This is a genomic window from Tepidanaerobacter acetatoxydans Re1 (assembly GCF_000328765.2).
GTDB lineage: Bacteria > Bacillota > Thermosediminibacteria > Thermosediminibacterales > Tepidanaerobacteraceae > Tepidanaerobacter > Tepidanaerobacter acetatoxydans.
The window spans coordinates 585,323-598,934 of record NC_019954.2 but is presented as its reverse complement, the minus strand read 5'-3'; the positions used below and the strand labels follow the sequence as shown (position 1 = coordinate 598,934).

Genomic DNA, 13,612 nt, shown 5'->3' with positions numbered 1-13,612 from the left:
CTTACAATTTGTGCACCGATTGTCCGTTTACATCCTGAAGTGCTTCCATGACTGCTTCACTTAAAGTCGGATGGGAATGAATAACTTTTCCTAATTGCTCGGCTGTTAAGCCGTATTTTACACCTACAACCAATTCATGAATAATATCTGTGGCATGAGGTCCGATGATAGAAGCACCCAACAATCTGTCAGTTTTTTTATCTGCAATAATTTTAACCTTACCAAAAAATTGTCCCATAGCCTGTGCTTTCCCAAGAGCCCTAAAAGCAAAATCGCCTTTTTTGATACTATATCCTTCGGCCAATGCTTCTTCTTCAGTAAGGCCTACTCCCGATACCTCAGGATCTGTAAACACTCCCCGAGGTACTGCTCGATAATCCATCTTGCATGCATTCCCTAAAATATTTTCCACTGCACATTCAGCTTCAGCCGAAGCCAAGTGAGCAAGTTGCGGCCCCGGAACTACATCGCCGATAGCATAAATACCTTCTACATTCGTTTGCATATACTCATTTACAAGGATTCGGCCTCGATCCATAGCAATCCCTAGCTGCTCAAGACCTATATCTGAGGTGTTCGCCTTTCGACCAATGGCTACTAGCATCATATCTGCCTGGATTTCCTTGCCGTTGTCCAGTATAGCCTTTACCCCTGCATCGGTTTTTTCGACTTTTTCTATTTTAGATTTAAGCAGCAGTTTTATTTTTTTTCGCTTTAAAACCTTTTCCATTTCCCTGCCAATTTCCTTATCCTCCAAAGGCAAAGCATGATCCATCATTTCAACCATTGTAATAGATGTACCTAAGTTGTTGAAAAACATTCCAAATTCACATCCTATTACACCGGCTCCTACTATTATCATGCTCTTTGGGATTTCTCTGAGATTTAGCGCCTCATCACTAATAATAACTTTTTTACCATCATAAGGAAATATAGGAATCTGAGCCGGCAGCGAACCCGTAGCTATGATTATAGCATCAGCTTCAAGTTCTTCAATGGAGTTATCGTCTTTAACCACTTCTACATGATTTTTATCAGTAATTCTTCCGCAGCCTTTAACAAATTTGACATTGTTTTTGTCAAGTAAAAATTCTATGCCATTTACAAGGCGCTCAACGATTTTATCCTTTCTATCCATCATAAAATTAATATCCGGCTTTACTTCTCCTTCTATCATTATCCCAAAATCTTTGGCTTCTTTTACATTTGTCAGAACATCACTTGATGCAAGCAGCGCTTTAGTCGGAATACATCCACGATTTAAGCAGGTCCCTCCAACCTTATCCTTGTCTACTATGGTTACCTCGGCTCCCATTTTTGCAGCTTTTATTGCACCTACATATCCGCCGGGGCCTGCACCAATAATGACAATCTTTTTTGTCATCATAAATCCTCCCGTCAGTTTCTAAAATCCGCACATATCAAATAATACCGGCAAATTTTCTTCTGCTCCAACCGCCATGATATGAACTCCTGCACAAATTTTTTCTTCTCTCACTTGTTTAATAAATTCAGCAGCAATATTAAGACCTTCCTTTTCCTTGTCCTGAGCTTTTTTCATTTTATCAATTATTTCATCCGGCACATGAATACCCGGAACATTGTTGTTCATATGCTTTGCCATACCGGCAGATTTAAGCGGTATTACTCCTACAAGTACTTTTGCATCCAAATCTTTTATTTTATCCATAAAACCCTTAATAACATCTATATCATAAACAGCCTGAGTTTGAAAAAATCTAGCTCCTGCTTGAATCTTCTTCACCATTTTTATAATTTGCAGCTCAACGGGTTCATACAGCGGTGTAACACTGGCACCTAAAAAATACTCAGGAATACCAGAAAGTTCATGACCATTAAAATCTTCTCCGTTCATCAACTTTGTAGCAGCCTGAAGAATGCCTACCGAATCCATGTCAAAGACTCCTCGGGCTTCCGGATGATCGCCTATGCTTGGATGGTCTCCGGTTAAAGCTAATATATTTTTGATACCCAAGGCCGCTGCCGATAACAGTTCACCCTGGATAGCTATACGGTTTCGGTCACGGCCCGTTATCTGCATTACAGGTTCTAGGCCTTCTTCAAGTAAAACCTTAGCTCCACCCAGTGATGAGGACCTTACCACAGCACTTTGAAAATCCGTTACATTTACCGCATCCACTCTGCCCTTCACAGCTTGGGCGCACTCTCTAATACGGCCAAAATCAATGCCTTTAGGAGGAGCCATTTCAGCAGTAATTGCAAATTCATTATGTTCTAACTTTTCTTTTAGACCCATTTAACGTTCCTCCTTGTATTTAACTATTTGCTTGCCGCAAGCTTTCTGGGATGTAAAGATTTGCTGTAATCTTTGGGCGGCTTTATTTCTAAAAGCGTATTCAGCATATCTAAATCTTTTAGTCGATTATAAATTAGAATCCATGCACAATCGTTTTCCGGATTAATTTCACATTTTCCATTTTTCGCGCCACCACATGGACCATTGAGCAAACTCTTGGCGCATTTTGTTATTGGGCATATTCCTGCTGTCCAGCCCAATTCGCATTGGCCGCAAGCTTTGCAGGCTTCTTGATATTGGCCTATCCTCTCTATTTCGCCGATAAATAGCGTATCATTTGCAGGGTATACCGGAGTTTTTATGCAATTTGCCACGGTCTGGGTGCCGTCACCACAAGCCATACATAAGACGGCATCCGCCTCGTTAATTTGAGATTTTTGTTTTTTTAGAGTTGCTTTTACTTGCAGCTTATGGCAGGATGGGTCTAGAATCACAGAGCCAGTCACTATTTTCCCTTGTTTCTCAAGTTTTTCCTTCATTCTTCAATCTGCTGCTGGCCGCCTGTCATGCATGAAGTAGCACATAGACTGCAGCCTGTTATAAAAATTTTATTCTTACCATTTAAAAATTCCAGTATTTCTTCAAAAGGCTTCTGCTTTGATATAATCATATCAACTGCCTCCTATAAGCCTTGTTGAAGCTTAAAGGCTTCAATTACATGCTTGGCAAGCACTGTTGATGTGACAGAGCCAACCCCTCCTGGAACAGGTGTTATTTGACCCGCTATAGGGCTTACACTATCAAAGTCCACATCGCCGCACATCTTTCCGTTTTCATCAAAATTGATTCCAACATCGATAACCACAGCACCTTCGCTTACCATATCCTTGGTAACCATTCGGGCTTTCCCTGCTGCAGCGATAAGTATTTCTGCTCTTTGAGTTTCTTGTGGCAGATTTTTCGTTCTCGTATGACAAATAGTCACAGTAGCATTCCTTTTCAAGAGCATCATCGCAAGGGGCCGACCTACCACCATACTCCTTCCAATCAAAACGGCTCTTTTACCTTCAAGCCCGATACCGTAATAATCCAGTATTTCAATTACAGCAGCAGGAGTACATGGAGCAAAACCGTCATTATCGCCGCTCATTACCTTACTTACATTAATAGGACTAAAGCAATCTACATCTTTTTCCGGTGCTATTTTATATTTGACCACATCTTCCGAAATCTGACGTGGCAATGGTCTCATGATAATAATGCCATTTATTTAGAATCTTTATTTAATCTGTCAAGAACCTTTAAAAACTCATCTTGGCTTATTTCCTCAGGAAGCTTTTCTACCTGGCAGTCAATACCTACGTCGGTACACCGTTTTACGGCGCCTTTAATATAAGATGCAGAGTCAGGCCTGTCTCCAGCCATTACTATGCATAAACCTAAAGCCTTTCCCTGTTCTTTTAATTTTTTAACTTCTTCAGTAAGTTTATCCTTTAAGGCTGCCGCTACTTCCTTACCACTAAGTATTTTAGCCATTCAATTATCCTCCTTAGCTTATTTTTTAATTCTCTGCTCTACTTTATCGTAAGTTTCATCAGCAATCTTAACGCCTTCCTCTACTAAAGCATCCATTTCTTTGCTGATTTTTAAGACAAAATCTTCATCTTTTATCCCGTTCAAATTTATAATTACATTTAGCTTTCCACTTAGTAATGCAGTCTTTAAGCACAGGACGCCAACGCCCACATCACTTAAAGCCATAATTGAACCTATTTCACTAAGTCTTGCCTGAAGTTTAATCGCCTCTACGGCCGTTCTTATGATATCCATCGGCACAGTACAGGCTTGTTTTAATGCCTTTTCCATAGCTTCGGCCCTAGCTTCTTTTTCTTTATGTGTTTCTTTCGGCATACTATACACCTTTGCTACTTCGCCAAAAACCTCTGCATCGCCATCTACCATCGACAGCAGAGCTTCTTGCAGCTTTGTGGCCTTTTCCATGATTGCATAAACCTCAGATTCTACATCCTTGTACTTCTTTTTTCCCACTGTAAGATTGCCCACCATATTGCCCAAGGCCATACCTATAGCCCCAACCAAAGCTGCCGCTCCACCTCCTCCGGGCACCGGTTCCTTGGAAGAAAGAACTTCTACAAAATCTTTACAGCTTTTTTCAATTAGCATAGCTGTCCTCCTCATGATTTTTTTGAGCGTCCTTTGCCGCATAAAGGTTGATGTACGCTGCCAAATGCATGGGCGAATCTGCTATCTCAGGATCCATATGGCTACTGGAAAGACAAGGGTAGACATGCCATAGTCTGTTGGCAGCATCAACCATATTTTCCCTGTTTATACCTATTAGACCAGAAGCTACATGATATGTTGCACCACAGGGCGATGAACATTTGACATCTACATCTATTACATTTTCTTTTTCATCAGTTATAACTTCGTACTTAGGTTTACCTATTTTAAATTGGTCAATAAAAGCATTGATATATATAAACTTTCCTTTTGAAAGAGAACAAAAGGGGCGAGGGAAGGCATATTCAAGTCCTTTAGTCTCGCACATATTCTTTAATTTATTTACAAAAGAGGTGGTCAACCAATCCGGGTCTTCCCGAGGAATTACTACCGCTTTACACCCGGCACTTATAGCTTTCCTGATAAGTTCGATAAGTATATCAGGATGTACCCCTACGGCAACGAGAATATCATGGGCAGGAATTGCATCTTTTAGATACGATTGTGCATCATCGATAAGTTCTGGCAAAACCGAAGGGAAAAGCATAATCTTGGCGATATCTTCAGTAAAATCTAATGCAAACCTTTGTCTAAATTGATAGCATTGTTTTGTACAAAAATCCGGGTTATTTTTAAAGTTTGTCAGGTGCGGCAAAAATTTTCTTGCAGCAAATTCTCCACCATATTTTACTTGGAAAAAACCCGGACGATCAGTAGTATCTTCGCTTGCTGCTATGAAAAGTTTTAGACGTTTCATCAGAAAACCACCTTTATGTCAAACAGGTTTAAAAGAGTCCCGCTATCTTTCCATTGACATCTACATCTATTTTTTCTGCTGCCGGACGCTTTGGTAGGCCGGGCATTGTCATGATAGCACCGGTAAGTGCTACAACAAATCCTGCGCCTGCAGAAATTTTTACGTTTCTTACATTTATCTTAAATCCGGTTGGTCGTCCTAGTAGTTTAGGATCATCGGTTAGAGAATATTGGGTTTTTGCTATACATACAGGCACATTTTTAAATCCTAGTTCTTCCAATGTATTTATTTCTTTTAATGCTGCAGGGGCAAATTCGACACCATCAGCACCGTATATTTCTTTAGCTATAGTAGTTATTTTATCTGCAATACCCATATCTAAATCATAGATGGGTTTGAAGTTGTTTTTACCTTCTTCAATAATTCTCACAACTTCTTTTGCAAGTTCCAAGCCGCCTTCGCCGCCTTTTGCCCAAACCTCGGAAAGCACTGCATTTACGCCTAGACGATTGCATTCTTCTTGAACCAGTGCCAGCTCTCTTTCGGTATCAGTGGGGAATTGATTGATAGCAACAACTGCCGGTATGCCATATTTTTCGGTAATGTTCTCCACATGTTTCAAAAGATTTGGCAGACCTTTCTTTAATGCATCAAGGTTTTCCTGATTTAAGTCTTCTTTCTTGACCCCGCCATTATATTTCAAGGCCCGAATAGTTGCCACAATTACCACGGCATCCGGTCTAATATCTGCCATGCGGCATTTTATATCCAAGAATTTTTCCGCACCCAAATCTGCGCCGAAGCCTGCCTCAGTTACCACATAATCAGCAAGTTTTAGAGCCATTTTTGTCGCTATTATACTGTTGCAGCCATGCGCTATATTGGCAAAAGGCCCTCCATGAACAAATGCAGGTGTTCCTTCAAGGGTTTGCACTAAATTAGGTTTAAAGGCATCTTTTAAAAGTGCGGCCATAGCTCCCTGAGCTTTTAGTTGTCCGGCTGTAACCGGTTTTCCATCATATGTATAACCAATTATTATCCTTGCAAGCCTATTTTTCAAATCTTCCATGTCATTTGCCAGGCAAAATACAGCCATTATCTCAGAAGCTACCGTAATATCATAACCGTCCTCTCGTGGCGTCCCATTGGCTTTCCCTCCGAGACCGTCAACCACAAATCTGAGCTGTCGATCATTCATATCCACACATCTCTTCCAAGTAATGCGACGAGGATCGATGTTGAGCTCATTTCCCTGATAAATGTGGTTATCTATCATTGCTGCTAAAAGATTGTTTGCCGCACCAATGGCATGAAAATCTCCGGTAAAATGAAGGTTTATGTCCTCCATAGGCACTACCTGTGCATATCCGCCTCCTGCGGCACCGCCTTTTATACCAAATACCGGTCCGAGAGATGGCTCTCGCAGAGCTATCATTGCATTTTTACCGAGCCTTCTGAGTGCATCACCTAAGCCTACGGTAGTCGTAGTTTTGCCTTCACCTGCAGGAGTTGGATTAATAGCTGTTGTAAGTATTAACTTGGCATCTTTTTTATCTTCAAAGCGTTTCAGTAGATTATAATCGATTTTTGCCTTATACTTACCGTAATATTCGATATCATCCTCACATAGGCCAATTTTTGTCGCTACATCCTTAATATGCTCGATTTTTGCCTCTTGGGCAATTTCGATATCACTCTTATAACTCATTTCATTTCCTCCTTAATTTTAATTATTTATTAAATTTAAAATTTTATCCTTGATAGCTCTTACTTCATCAGTATAACATTCGCCTTTATTAAAAGGTGTTTTTCCCTGCCTATCCGCTTCAATTAGAGCCGCATCATAAGGAAGAAAGCCTAATATTGAAATATTTTCGCATGCATTTATTATAAACGATTTTTCCTCATTAGTCCTTATTTTATTACCTACCACAAAGATTTTTTGTATTCCAATATCCAAAGCCAGCTTTTTAATAGTTTTTAATGTTTGTATACTCCTTTGGCCGGGTTCTGCTACAACAATAAACGCATCTACACAATCTGCCGTAGCTCTTCCCAGATGCTCAATACCCGCTTCCATATCCATTATCAATGCCTCCTGAGGTGTTAATAGCAGGTGCTGCATCAATGCCCTCAGAAAAGCATGTTCAGGGCATATGCACCCCGAACCTCCTGCTTTTACGGTGCCCATTACAAGAAGCTTTATGCCATCATGTTCGATACAATATTTTTCAGGTATATCATCAACTTTCGGATTTAGCTTAAACATCTGGCCAAATACCCCTGGAACAGCTTCAGTTCTTTTAGCGATAATATCTTTTATTTCTGAAAGAGGGGTTATAGATGATAATTTTTCTTCAGGAATACCTAAAGCCATTGGAAGGTTTGCATCTGGGTCCGCATCAACGGCAAGCACCCCATAGCCGTCTTCGGCCAATACTTTCGAAAGAACTCCGGCAAACGTGGTTTTACCTACACCGCCTTTACCGGTAATTGCTATCTTCATGGGCAGCACATCCTTTAGTTCTTTATAGTTACTTTTGTTATTTTTATATGTTAAGGGATTTTCTCTTTTTCTCAATATGGTCAATTATTTTTTCTGCCGCCTTCTGCGGATTTGCCTCTATATCAAAACACCCGCCATATATATCTTTAATATCATCTGTGAGGAATCTTGTCAGGTTCTCGGAACCTGTCACTTGTGGTGCCACTCCCAGCATGGTATATACTCCCGAAGCAACGACATAAGTCCCGATTGAAAGCGCCTTTTCCGACATCCATTCCGGAGCCGCTCCTGCTGCCGGAAGATCTTTTATGTCCACATTCATAAACTTAGCCAACTCCGAAAGCAGCAGCAGTATTCTGCTTATATCCACACAAGAGCCCATATGAAGTACCGGAGGTATCTTTACCAGTTCACAAACAGTAGCAAGTCCTTTGCCGCAGAATTTAGTCGCCTCTTTTGACATAAGACCTTCCTTTATACAGGCATAAGCACCGCATCCTGTGGTTACAACCAGTACATCATTTTTTATAAGTTCTTTGGCAAGTTCCTCATGGCCTTTATCGTGTAAAACCTTGTGGTTGTTGCACCCCACAATAGCTGCCGCTCCCCGTAATACTCCCGACTTTATGGCATCTGCCAGGGGTTTTACCGTACCCATGGGATGGGCAACGCTGTTTGCAACACCATCCAAGGCATTTATAATGGCTTCATTGCTATAGCCTACAAAGCCCTTGGATTTTTCTTGGGGAATCAATATGTTTCCACGTCTGTTTTTAAAATTGCTTACAGCCTCTCTTACAATTTTTTTAGCCGATTCTATAGCCTCTTCCTCATTAAATTGCATATGAATGGCACCTGGGATTTTAGCCTTAGGTGAGGTAGTTATGAGTTTTGTATGATAGCATTTTGCTACTTGAGACAGAGCCGGCATGATGCATTGCACATCAACTACCATTGCATCTACTGCTCCGGTAATTATCGCAAGTTCCTGCTGAAAAAAGTTGCCTGCCATCGGTATACCGTGCCGCATGGCAATTTCGTTTCCTGTGCAGCACATGCCGACAAGGTTGATTCCTTCAGCACCTTGTTTTTTAGCAAGCTCAACTAATTCCGGATCATTTACAGCGACAAGTATAGCCTCTGATAAGGTAGGCTCATGGCCATGTATTACTAAGTTTACTTCGTCTTCTTTAAACACTCCTAGATTTGCCTCAATCTCATGAGGCTCGGGTACGCCAAATAAGATATCCGAAAGCTCTGTTCCTATCATGGAACCGCCCCATCCATCGCTAAGCGCCGCTCTTGTGGCCGCAACCATAATATTCCTATAGTCTGCATCACAGCCGATATGTGTTGAGTGTAAAACTTCCACAATATCTCTATCTATGGCCCGAGGCACCACATTCATCTTTTTCCAAATATCAATTCTATCCTCAGGTGCTCTATCCACAAATCTAAGATGCCCAAAAGGTTTGCCAAATTCTTGAAGTGCTGTTTCAGCGACCTTTGCAGCTATATCTTTTATATCGAGATTTTCTGTTGAAATACCCCATTCTTTTGCAAGAGAAATAAGTTTCTCCGGATTTTTTACTTTGTAGCCTGATTCGGGATTTTTTGCGGCATTATACAGGGCATGAGCAATATCCCTGCCGTGGTCAGAGTGAGCAGACGAGCCGGCAGCAATCGAACGAGCAAGATTTCTTGCAGCTATAGTGTCTTCATCTGCACCGCATATTCCTTTTTTGGGACCGTCTTCACTTACTTTAACTATGCGGCATGGCCCCATAGAACAATTAGTGCAGCAAAGGCCCATTTCTCCAAAACCACATTGGGGCTGCATTGCTTCAGCCCTGTCCCAGACTGTTTCGATTTTTTCGTTTTTTGCTTTCTCTATCAATTTGTAATTGGCTTTATCGCAACTTAAACACTTAAAATCTTCAGACATAACATCACCTCATGTTTTTTTATACAATCTTTACCTTTAACGCTCTTGTTGGGCACGACATAGCGCATAGCGGCTTACCCGAATGCATACATCTGTCGCACATGGTAGGAAATGTATGTAGTTCAATAGCACCAAAGGGACATGCATCTTCGCAAAGACCGCAGCCTGTACATGCCATCTTATTTACCTTTATAATTCCTGACTCCTCATCCTTCGACAGTGCACCGGTCGGGCAGGCAGCTATGCAGCGAGGATTTGTGCAAAGCATGCACTGCTCTAATTTCAGTTTGCCACCTTTTGTCCTTATTCTAAGTCGTGAGATTTTGTTCTCCTTTATAGCACCGGCTAAGCTCTTAGTTTCAGAATGAGCTGCCGCACAAGCTAATTCACAGGTCTTGCATCCGAGGCAAAGGTCTTTTTCAAAAAGAATCTTTACCATATTAAATACCCCTCTTCGTTTTAATATTTTATATTTGTTATTATTTTCACAATCCCTGAATTCATGATACAATATTGATAAATATTTGTCAATATGATTTAAAATAAATTAGTAGGTATATTTTGCTATATTGAAAAAGCCACGAATTTACTATATTATCATAGTAATGGCGTTAAGGGAAAACTGTAATTAAAATTTCAGCCTATCAAAGGAGGTTATTGCTCATGATTAGGTTTGGAGTCGTCGGTACAAGCTGGATTACCGATGCATTTATAAAGGGAGCAAGTCTAAATGAGGATTTCAAACTTGCTGCTGTTTATTCCAGAACCGAGGAAAAAGCCAAGAAGTTTGCGGCAAATTACTCTGTCAAAAATATATTCACAGATTTAGATGATATGGCAAAAAGTCCGTTAATTGATGCCGTTTACATAGCAAGCCCAAATTCTTTGCATGCAGAGCAATCCATACTTTTTATGAACCACAAAAAACATGTTTTATGTGAAAAGCCCTTGGCTTCTAATAGTAACGAAGTGAAAAACATGATAAAAGCCTCCAAAGGCAATAATGTTGTACTAATGGAGGCGTTAAAAACCGGATTTCTTCCTAATTTTATTGCAGTAAAAGATAATTTACATAAATTGGGCAAAATTCGAAGAGTAATAGCGAACTTTTGTCAGTATTCTTCCAGATATGATGGATTTAAGCAAGGAAATCGTTATAATATTTTTGACCCCGCCTTTTCTGCCGGTTCATTAATGGACATAGGTGTTTACTGCACATATTTTGTAATAAATTTATTCGGTATTCCTAAAGACATCATAGCAATTGGTACAATGCTGGAATCCGGAGTAGACGGGCAAGGCACTGTCTGCCTCAAATATGATGAAATGGAAGCTGTGATAATACATTCAAAGATAACCGATTCGGCAATCCCAAGCGAAATTCAGGGTGAAAGCGGAAGTATGGTTATCGATAAGATTTCAGTGCCACAAAAAATTACAATACATTACCGAAAAGACGGTGTCCAAAATATTTCCCGACCTCAGATAGAAGACGATATGTATTATGAAGCAGCCGAATTTATAAACTTGATAAAGACCGGAAAAATCGAGTCCGATATCAACTCACACAAGCTTTCCCTTTCGATCATGAGTGTGCTGGACGAGGCCAGAAGGCAGATGGGAGTGGTCTTTCCTGCGGATAATCGCAAATAATTATCTTCTTGTTTTCCGTTTCATATAGTTTCCCAATTATCCTTGAACCTATAAAATTAAACTCTCTGATATCAACGATTAAAAACCGGTTAAATTGAAAGGAATTATTATAATGGATGCCTTTCCATCTATAAATGAAATTCTAGAGATTCTGAATGAAATTGCAGAAGAAATTCCCGGAGAATTTTTTCGCAGATTAAACAAGGGGATTATTTTATTGCCTGATTATAAACTGCATAAAAACAGTAAAGACCCTAATAAGTTATACGTCATGGGGGAATATAGCTCAGATATAACCGGCAGGCAAATTAGGATATATTATGGTTCTCTAAAAAAAGTATACCATGATATGCCTTTAGAGATTTTAAAGGTAAAACTAAAGGATGTACTTCTGCACGAATTTACACATCACCTGGAATCTCTTGCAGGAGAAAATAATTTAGAAATTAAGGATGCAACCGCCTTGGCAAAATATATGGAGAATGATTTCTAGCCGGCAGTATTTAAACTGCTGTTACATCCTTTTTATCCATTAAAGCCAGTTTTGCTACAAAAACTATACCAAGCTCTTTCGGAGTCGATGGTAAGTAACTCACCCACGATTGCAATGGTAATTATTTCACTATCGCTGAGTATAGCGTTTTTGATATTGCGACGATTTTTAATATATATAGGAGTAACATCCTGGTAAATATCGTCAATAATGACATATGCTACTGTGATAAAATCTTTTAATTCAGTTATTTCTTTGATAGAATACTTATTAGGAAACTCCGACATATGCTAACCTTTCTATTGTTTTAGTTAATCATATATAAAATAGGTTAACATATCCTTTCGGAGTTTTCTATTTGTATTTATCTTTAGTTGAACTAGCACCACGGGTTAATTATGTTTTTTAAATCATGTTTTTGAATTTTAATATCTACATTATCGTATTTCAGAAGTGCAAATAAAAATGGAATAGCAAATAAATTACGATAAAAAGTCATTGACAGTGAGTTGTTGCCCATTTCATATGTCAAACTTGCCAATATTGGTGTAAATCCATATAAAAATGCAGATATGATTACAGATAATACCCCTTTAATTTTCATTTTCTATTTCCCAGCCTTCTGTTGAATATCAAAAGACATGCAAAAATCTGTATTGTAAAGTTCTATATCTGTTCAAATAATCCCTGCTACAGGGAAAAAGTCTTGCTAATTTATAATTTCCGAAAATATTCCCCGGATTAATGTCAGCTAATACGTCTTAGAAGAAGATGAGATTTGAGCATAATAAAGCAGGAAATCAGTCAGGATTAGTATTCCTCTACAGATGGTTATTACTCCCGTTTAAAAGCCCTAGGTCGTTAGTTTGTCTAGGGCTTTGCCTTAAATACTAATTAAATTCTATCCTCCATCCAGGTAATAATGTCTTTTATTACCTGATCCTTTTCTGCTTTTTCATTTAATATTTCATGGTAGCAATCTTTATAAATTTTGATAGTCTTATCTTTTGATGGTGTATTTTCATAGAACCATTTAGATGATTCCGGAGGAACTATTTTATCCTCTCCTCCGTGGAGTATAAGGCATGGATATTGGTATTTATCAATATTTTCCGATAGCCATATCGGCCCTTTAACAAAGGCTTCTCCCAATAATTTTAAATTTGTTTCTTTTAACACCAGTGGATCCTCATCATAAGCTTTGACCACTTCAGGATCCCTGCATATAAGATTCGTTAGAGCATTAGGAGCTTTTCCCCTTGGATTTTTTTCGAAAAAATTATCCTTTTTTATGTCTTTTACTAAAGTTTCAATTTCAAGTAAAGCAGGTCCAGACAAGATTTGCCCTTTTATTTTTCCGGGATATTTCATGCCATAGCCTGCAGTTATAAAACCTCCCATGCTATGTCCCAACATAAATATAGGAAGGCCCTTATGCTCAGCCAAGGCCATATCTATAACTTTATCGGCATCATCAAAGAAATTTTGAAAATCCTCCACATAACCTCGCTCACCACCTGATTGCCCATGACCACGATTATCAAACCTGTAGACACCAAATCCCCTTTCATTAAACTTATTCGTCACATAATCATATCTTCCCAAATGCTCACATAATCCATGAACTATAACTACAATTGCCTTAATTGTTTTAGGAATATCCTTTCGATAAAAAATTTCGGTCCCATCAAAGGATTTAAACTTTCCTTCCATTGTTTCCACTGTCATTATAACCC

12 protein-coding genes and 3 pseudogenes are annotated in these 13,612 nt (G+C 39.3%); 2 read left to right on the top strand and 13 right to left on the bottom strand.

Translation table 11 applies throughout. The annotated features are described in order from the left end of the window. Position 1: 1 nt before the first annotated feature. The 10 genes and pseudogenes from lpdA to TEPIRE1_RS02725 form a co-directional block, all read right to left on the bottom strand. Positions 2 to 1,384 (bottom strand): dihydrolipoyl dehydrogenase, encoded by a 1,383-nt coding sequence (lpdA, locus tag TEPIRE1_RS02770; protein WP_013777667.1) that lies wholly within the window; start codon positions 1,382 to 1,384, stop codon positions 2 to 4. A 21-nt stretch (positions 1,385 to 1,405) separates the two neighbouring features. Further along, on the bottom strand, positions 1,406 to 2,278 hold the full coding sequence (locus tag TEPIRE1_RS02765) for a methylenetetrahydrofolate reductase (RefSeq protein WP_013777666.1): 873 nt from the start codon (positions 2,276 to 2,278) through the stop codon (positions 1,406 to 1,408). Positions 2,279 to 2,301: 23 nt separating this feature from the next. Continuing rightward, positions 2,302 to 2,948 (bottom strand): annotated as a pseudogene (locus tag TEPIRE1_RS02760) (methylenetetrahydrofolate reductase C-terminal domain-containing protein). 12 nt (positions 2,949 to 2,960) lie between these two features. Beyond that, positions 2,961 to 3,814, bottom strand: a pseudogene (locus TEPIRE1_RS02755) (bifunctional 5,10-methylenetetrahydrofolate dehydrogenase/5,10-methenyltetrahydrofolate cyclohydrolase). 18 nt (positions 3,815 to 3,832) lie between these two features. Then, positions 3,833 to 4,462, bottom strand: coding sequence for a cyclodeaminase/cyclohydrolase family protein (locus TEPIRE1_RS02750; RefSeq protein WP_013777663.1), 630 nt, complete (start codon positions 4,460 to 4,462; stop codon positions 3,833 to 3,835). Further along, a complete protein-coding gene (locus TEPIRE1_RS02745; RefSeq protein WP_013777662.1) occupies positions 4,452 to 5,279 on the bottom strand; it encodes a DUF166 domain-containing protein in 828 nt (275 codons plus the stop codon). The genes TEPIRE1_RS02750 and TEPIRE1_RS02745 overlap by 11 nt, the downstream gene beginning before the upstream one ends. Before the next feature lie 28 nt (positions 5,280 to 5,307). Then, positions 5,308 to 6,987 carry a formate--tetrahydrofolate ligase gene (locus tag TEPIRE1_RS02740; RefSeq protein WP_013777661.1) on the bottom strand — a complete coding sequence of 560 codons (1,680 nt, stop codon included), beginning with the start codon at positions 6,985 to 6,987 and terminating at the stop codon, positions 5,308 to 5,310. Positions 6,988 to 7,005: 18 nt separating this feature from the next. Further along, positions 7,006 to 7,785 (bottom strand): ATP-binding protein, encoded by a 780-nt coding sequence (locus tag TEPIRE1_RS02735; RefSeq protein WP_041591486.1) that lies wholly within the window; start codon positions 7,783 to 7,785, stop codon positions 7,006 to 7,008. 43 nt (positions 7,786 to 7,828) lie between these two features. Beyond that, the gene (gene cooS / locus TEPIRE1_RS02730; RefSeq protein ID WP_013777659.1) at positions 7,829 to 9,730 is read right to left on the bottom strand and encodes an anaerobic carbon-monoxide dehydrogenase catalytic subunit; all 1,902 of its coding nucleotides are present in this window, start codon (positions 9,728 to 9,730) and stop codon (positions 7,829 to 7,831) included. 19 nt (positions 9,731 to 9,749) lie between these two features. Further along, on the bottom strand, positions 9,750 to 10,169 hold the full coding sequence (locus TEPIRE1_RS02725) for a 4Fe-4S binding protein (protein WP_013777658.1): 420 nt from the start codon (positions 10,167 to 10,169) through the stop codon (positions 9,750 to 9,752). A 224-nt stretch (positions 10,170 to 10,393) separates the two neighbouring features. Here TEPIRE1_RS02725 and TEPIRE1_RS02720 point away from each other — a divergent pair, with 224 nt between their 5' ends. Together TEPIRE1_RS02720 and TEPIRE1_RS02715 are read left to right on the top strand one after the other, a co-directional pair. Then, a complete protein-coding gene (locus TEPIRE1_RS02720) occupies positions 10,394 to 11,383 on the top strand; it encodes a Gfo/Idh/MocA family protein (protein WP_013777657.1) in 990 nt (329 codons plus the stop codon). A gap of 112 nt (positions 11,384 to 11,495) precedes the next feature. Beyond that, positions 11,496 to 11,876: a metallopeptidase family protein gene (locus tag TEPIRE1_RS02715; protein WP_013777656.1), complete on the top strand. Its 381-nt coding sequence runs from the start codon at positions 11,496 to 11,498 to the stop codon at positions 11,874 to 11,876. Between the two features lie 50 nt (positions 11,877 to 11,926). Here TEPIRE1_RS02715 and TEPIRE1_RS02710 read toward each other — a convergent pair. From TEPIRE1_RS02710 to TEPIRE1_RS02700, 3 genes and pseudogenes are all read right to left on the bottom strand, one after another. Further along, positions 11,927 to 12,163, bottom strand: a pseudogene (locus TEPIRE1_RS02710) (IS982 family transposase); the annotation flags it as partial. A 92-nt stretch (positions 12,164 to 12,255) separates the two neighbouring features. Further along, a complete protein-coding gene (locus TEPIRE1_RS02705) occupies positions 12,256 to 12,480 on the bottom strand; it encodes an EamA family transporter (protein WP_013777654.1) in 225 nt (74 codons plus the stop codon). A 290-nt stretch (positions 12,481 to 12,770) separates the two neighbouring features. Continuing rightward, positions 12,771 to 13,604 (bottom strand): alpha/beta hydrolase, encoded by an 834-nt coding sequence (locus tag TEPIRE1_RS02700; RefSeq protein ID WP_013777653.1) that lies wholly within the window; start codon positions 13,602 to 13,604, stop codon positions 12,771 to 12,773. Between the last annotated feature and the right edge of the window lie 8 nt (positions 13,605 to 13,612).

Excerpts from the sequence above, each read along its gene's own strand:
- TEPIRE1_RS02725 (WP_013777658.1), bottom strand. The coding sequence starts at position 10,169 with ATGGTAAAGATTCTTTTTGAAAAAGACCTTTGCCTCGGATGCAAGACC.
- lpdA (WP_013777667.1), bottom strand. The coding sequence starts at position 1,384 with ATGACAAAAAAGATTGTCATTATTGGTGCAGGCCCCGGCGGATATGTA.
- cooS (WP_013777659.1), bottom strand. The coding sequence starts at position 9,730 with ATGTCTGAAGATTTTAAGTGTTTAAGTTGCGATAAAGCCAATTACAAA.
- TEPIRE1_RS02765 (WP_013777666.1), bottom strand. The coding sequence starts at position 2,278 with ATGGGTCTAAAAGAAAAGTTAGAACATAATGAATTTGCAATTACTGCT.
- TEPIRE1_RS02750 (WP_013777663.1), bottom strand. The coding sequence starts at position 4,462 with ATGCTAATTGAAAAAAGCTGTAAAGATTTTGTAGAAGTTCTTTCTTCC.
- TEPIRE1_RS02715 (WP_013777656.1), top strand. The coding sequence starts at position 11,496 with ATGGATGCCTTTCCATCTATAAATGAAATTCTAGAGATTCTGAATGAA.
- TEPIRE1_RS02745 (WP_013777662.1), bottom strand. The coding sequence starts at position 5,279 with ATGAAACGTCTAAAACTTTTCATAGCAGCAAGCGAAGATACTACTGAT.
- TEPIRE1_RS02700 (WP_013777653.1), bottom strand. The coding sequence starts at position 13,604 with ATGACAGTGGAAACAATGGAAGGAAAGTTTAAATCCTTTGATGGGACC.
- TEPIRE1_RS02705 (WP_013777654.1), bottom strand. The coding sequence starts at position 12,480 with ATGAAAATTAAAGGGGTATTATCTGTAATCATATCTGCATTTTTATAT.
- TEPIRE1_RS02720 (WP_013777657.1), top strand. The coding sequence starts at position 10,394 with ATGATTAGGTTTGGAGTCGTCGGTACAAGCTGGATTACCGATGCATTT.
- TEPIRE1_RS02735 (WP_041591486.1), bottom strand. The coding sequence starts at position 7,785 with ATGAAGATAGCAATTACCGGTAAAGGCGGTGTAGGTAAAACCACGTTT.
- TEPIRE1_RS02740 (WP_013777661.1), bottom strand. The coding sequence starts at position 6,987 with ATGAGTTATAAGAGTGATATCGAAATTGCCCAAGAGGCAAAAATCGAG.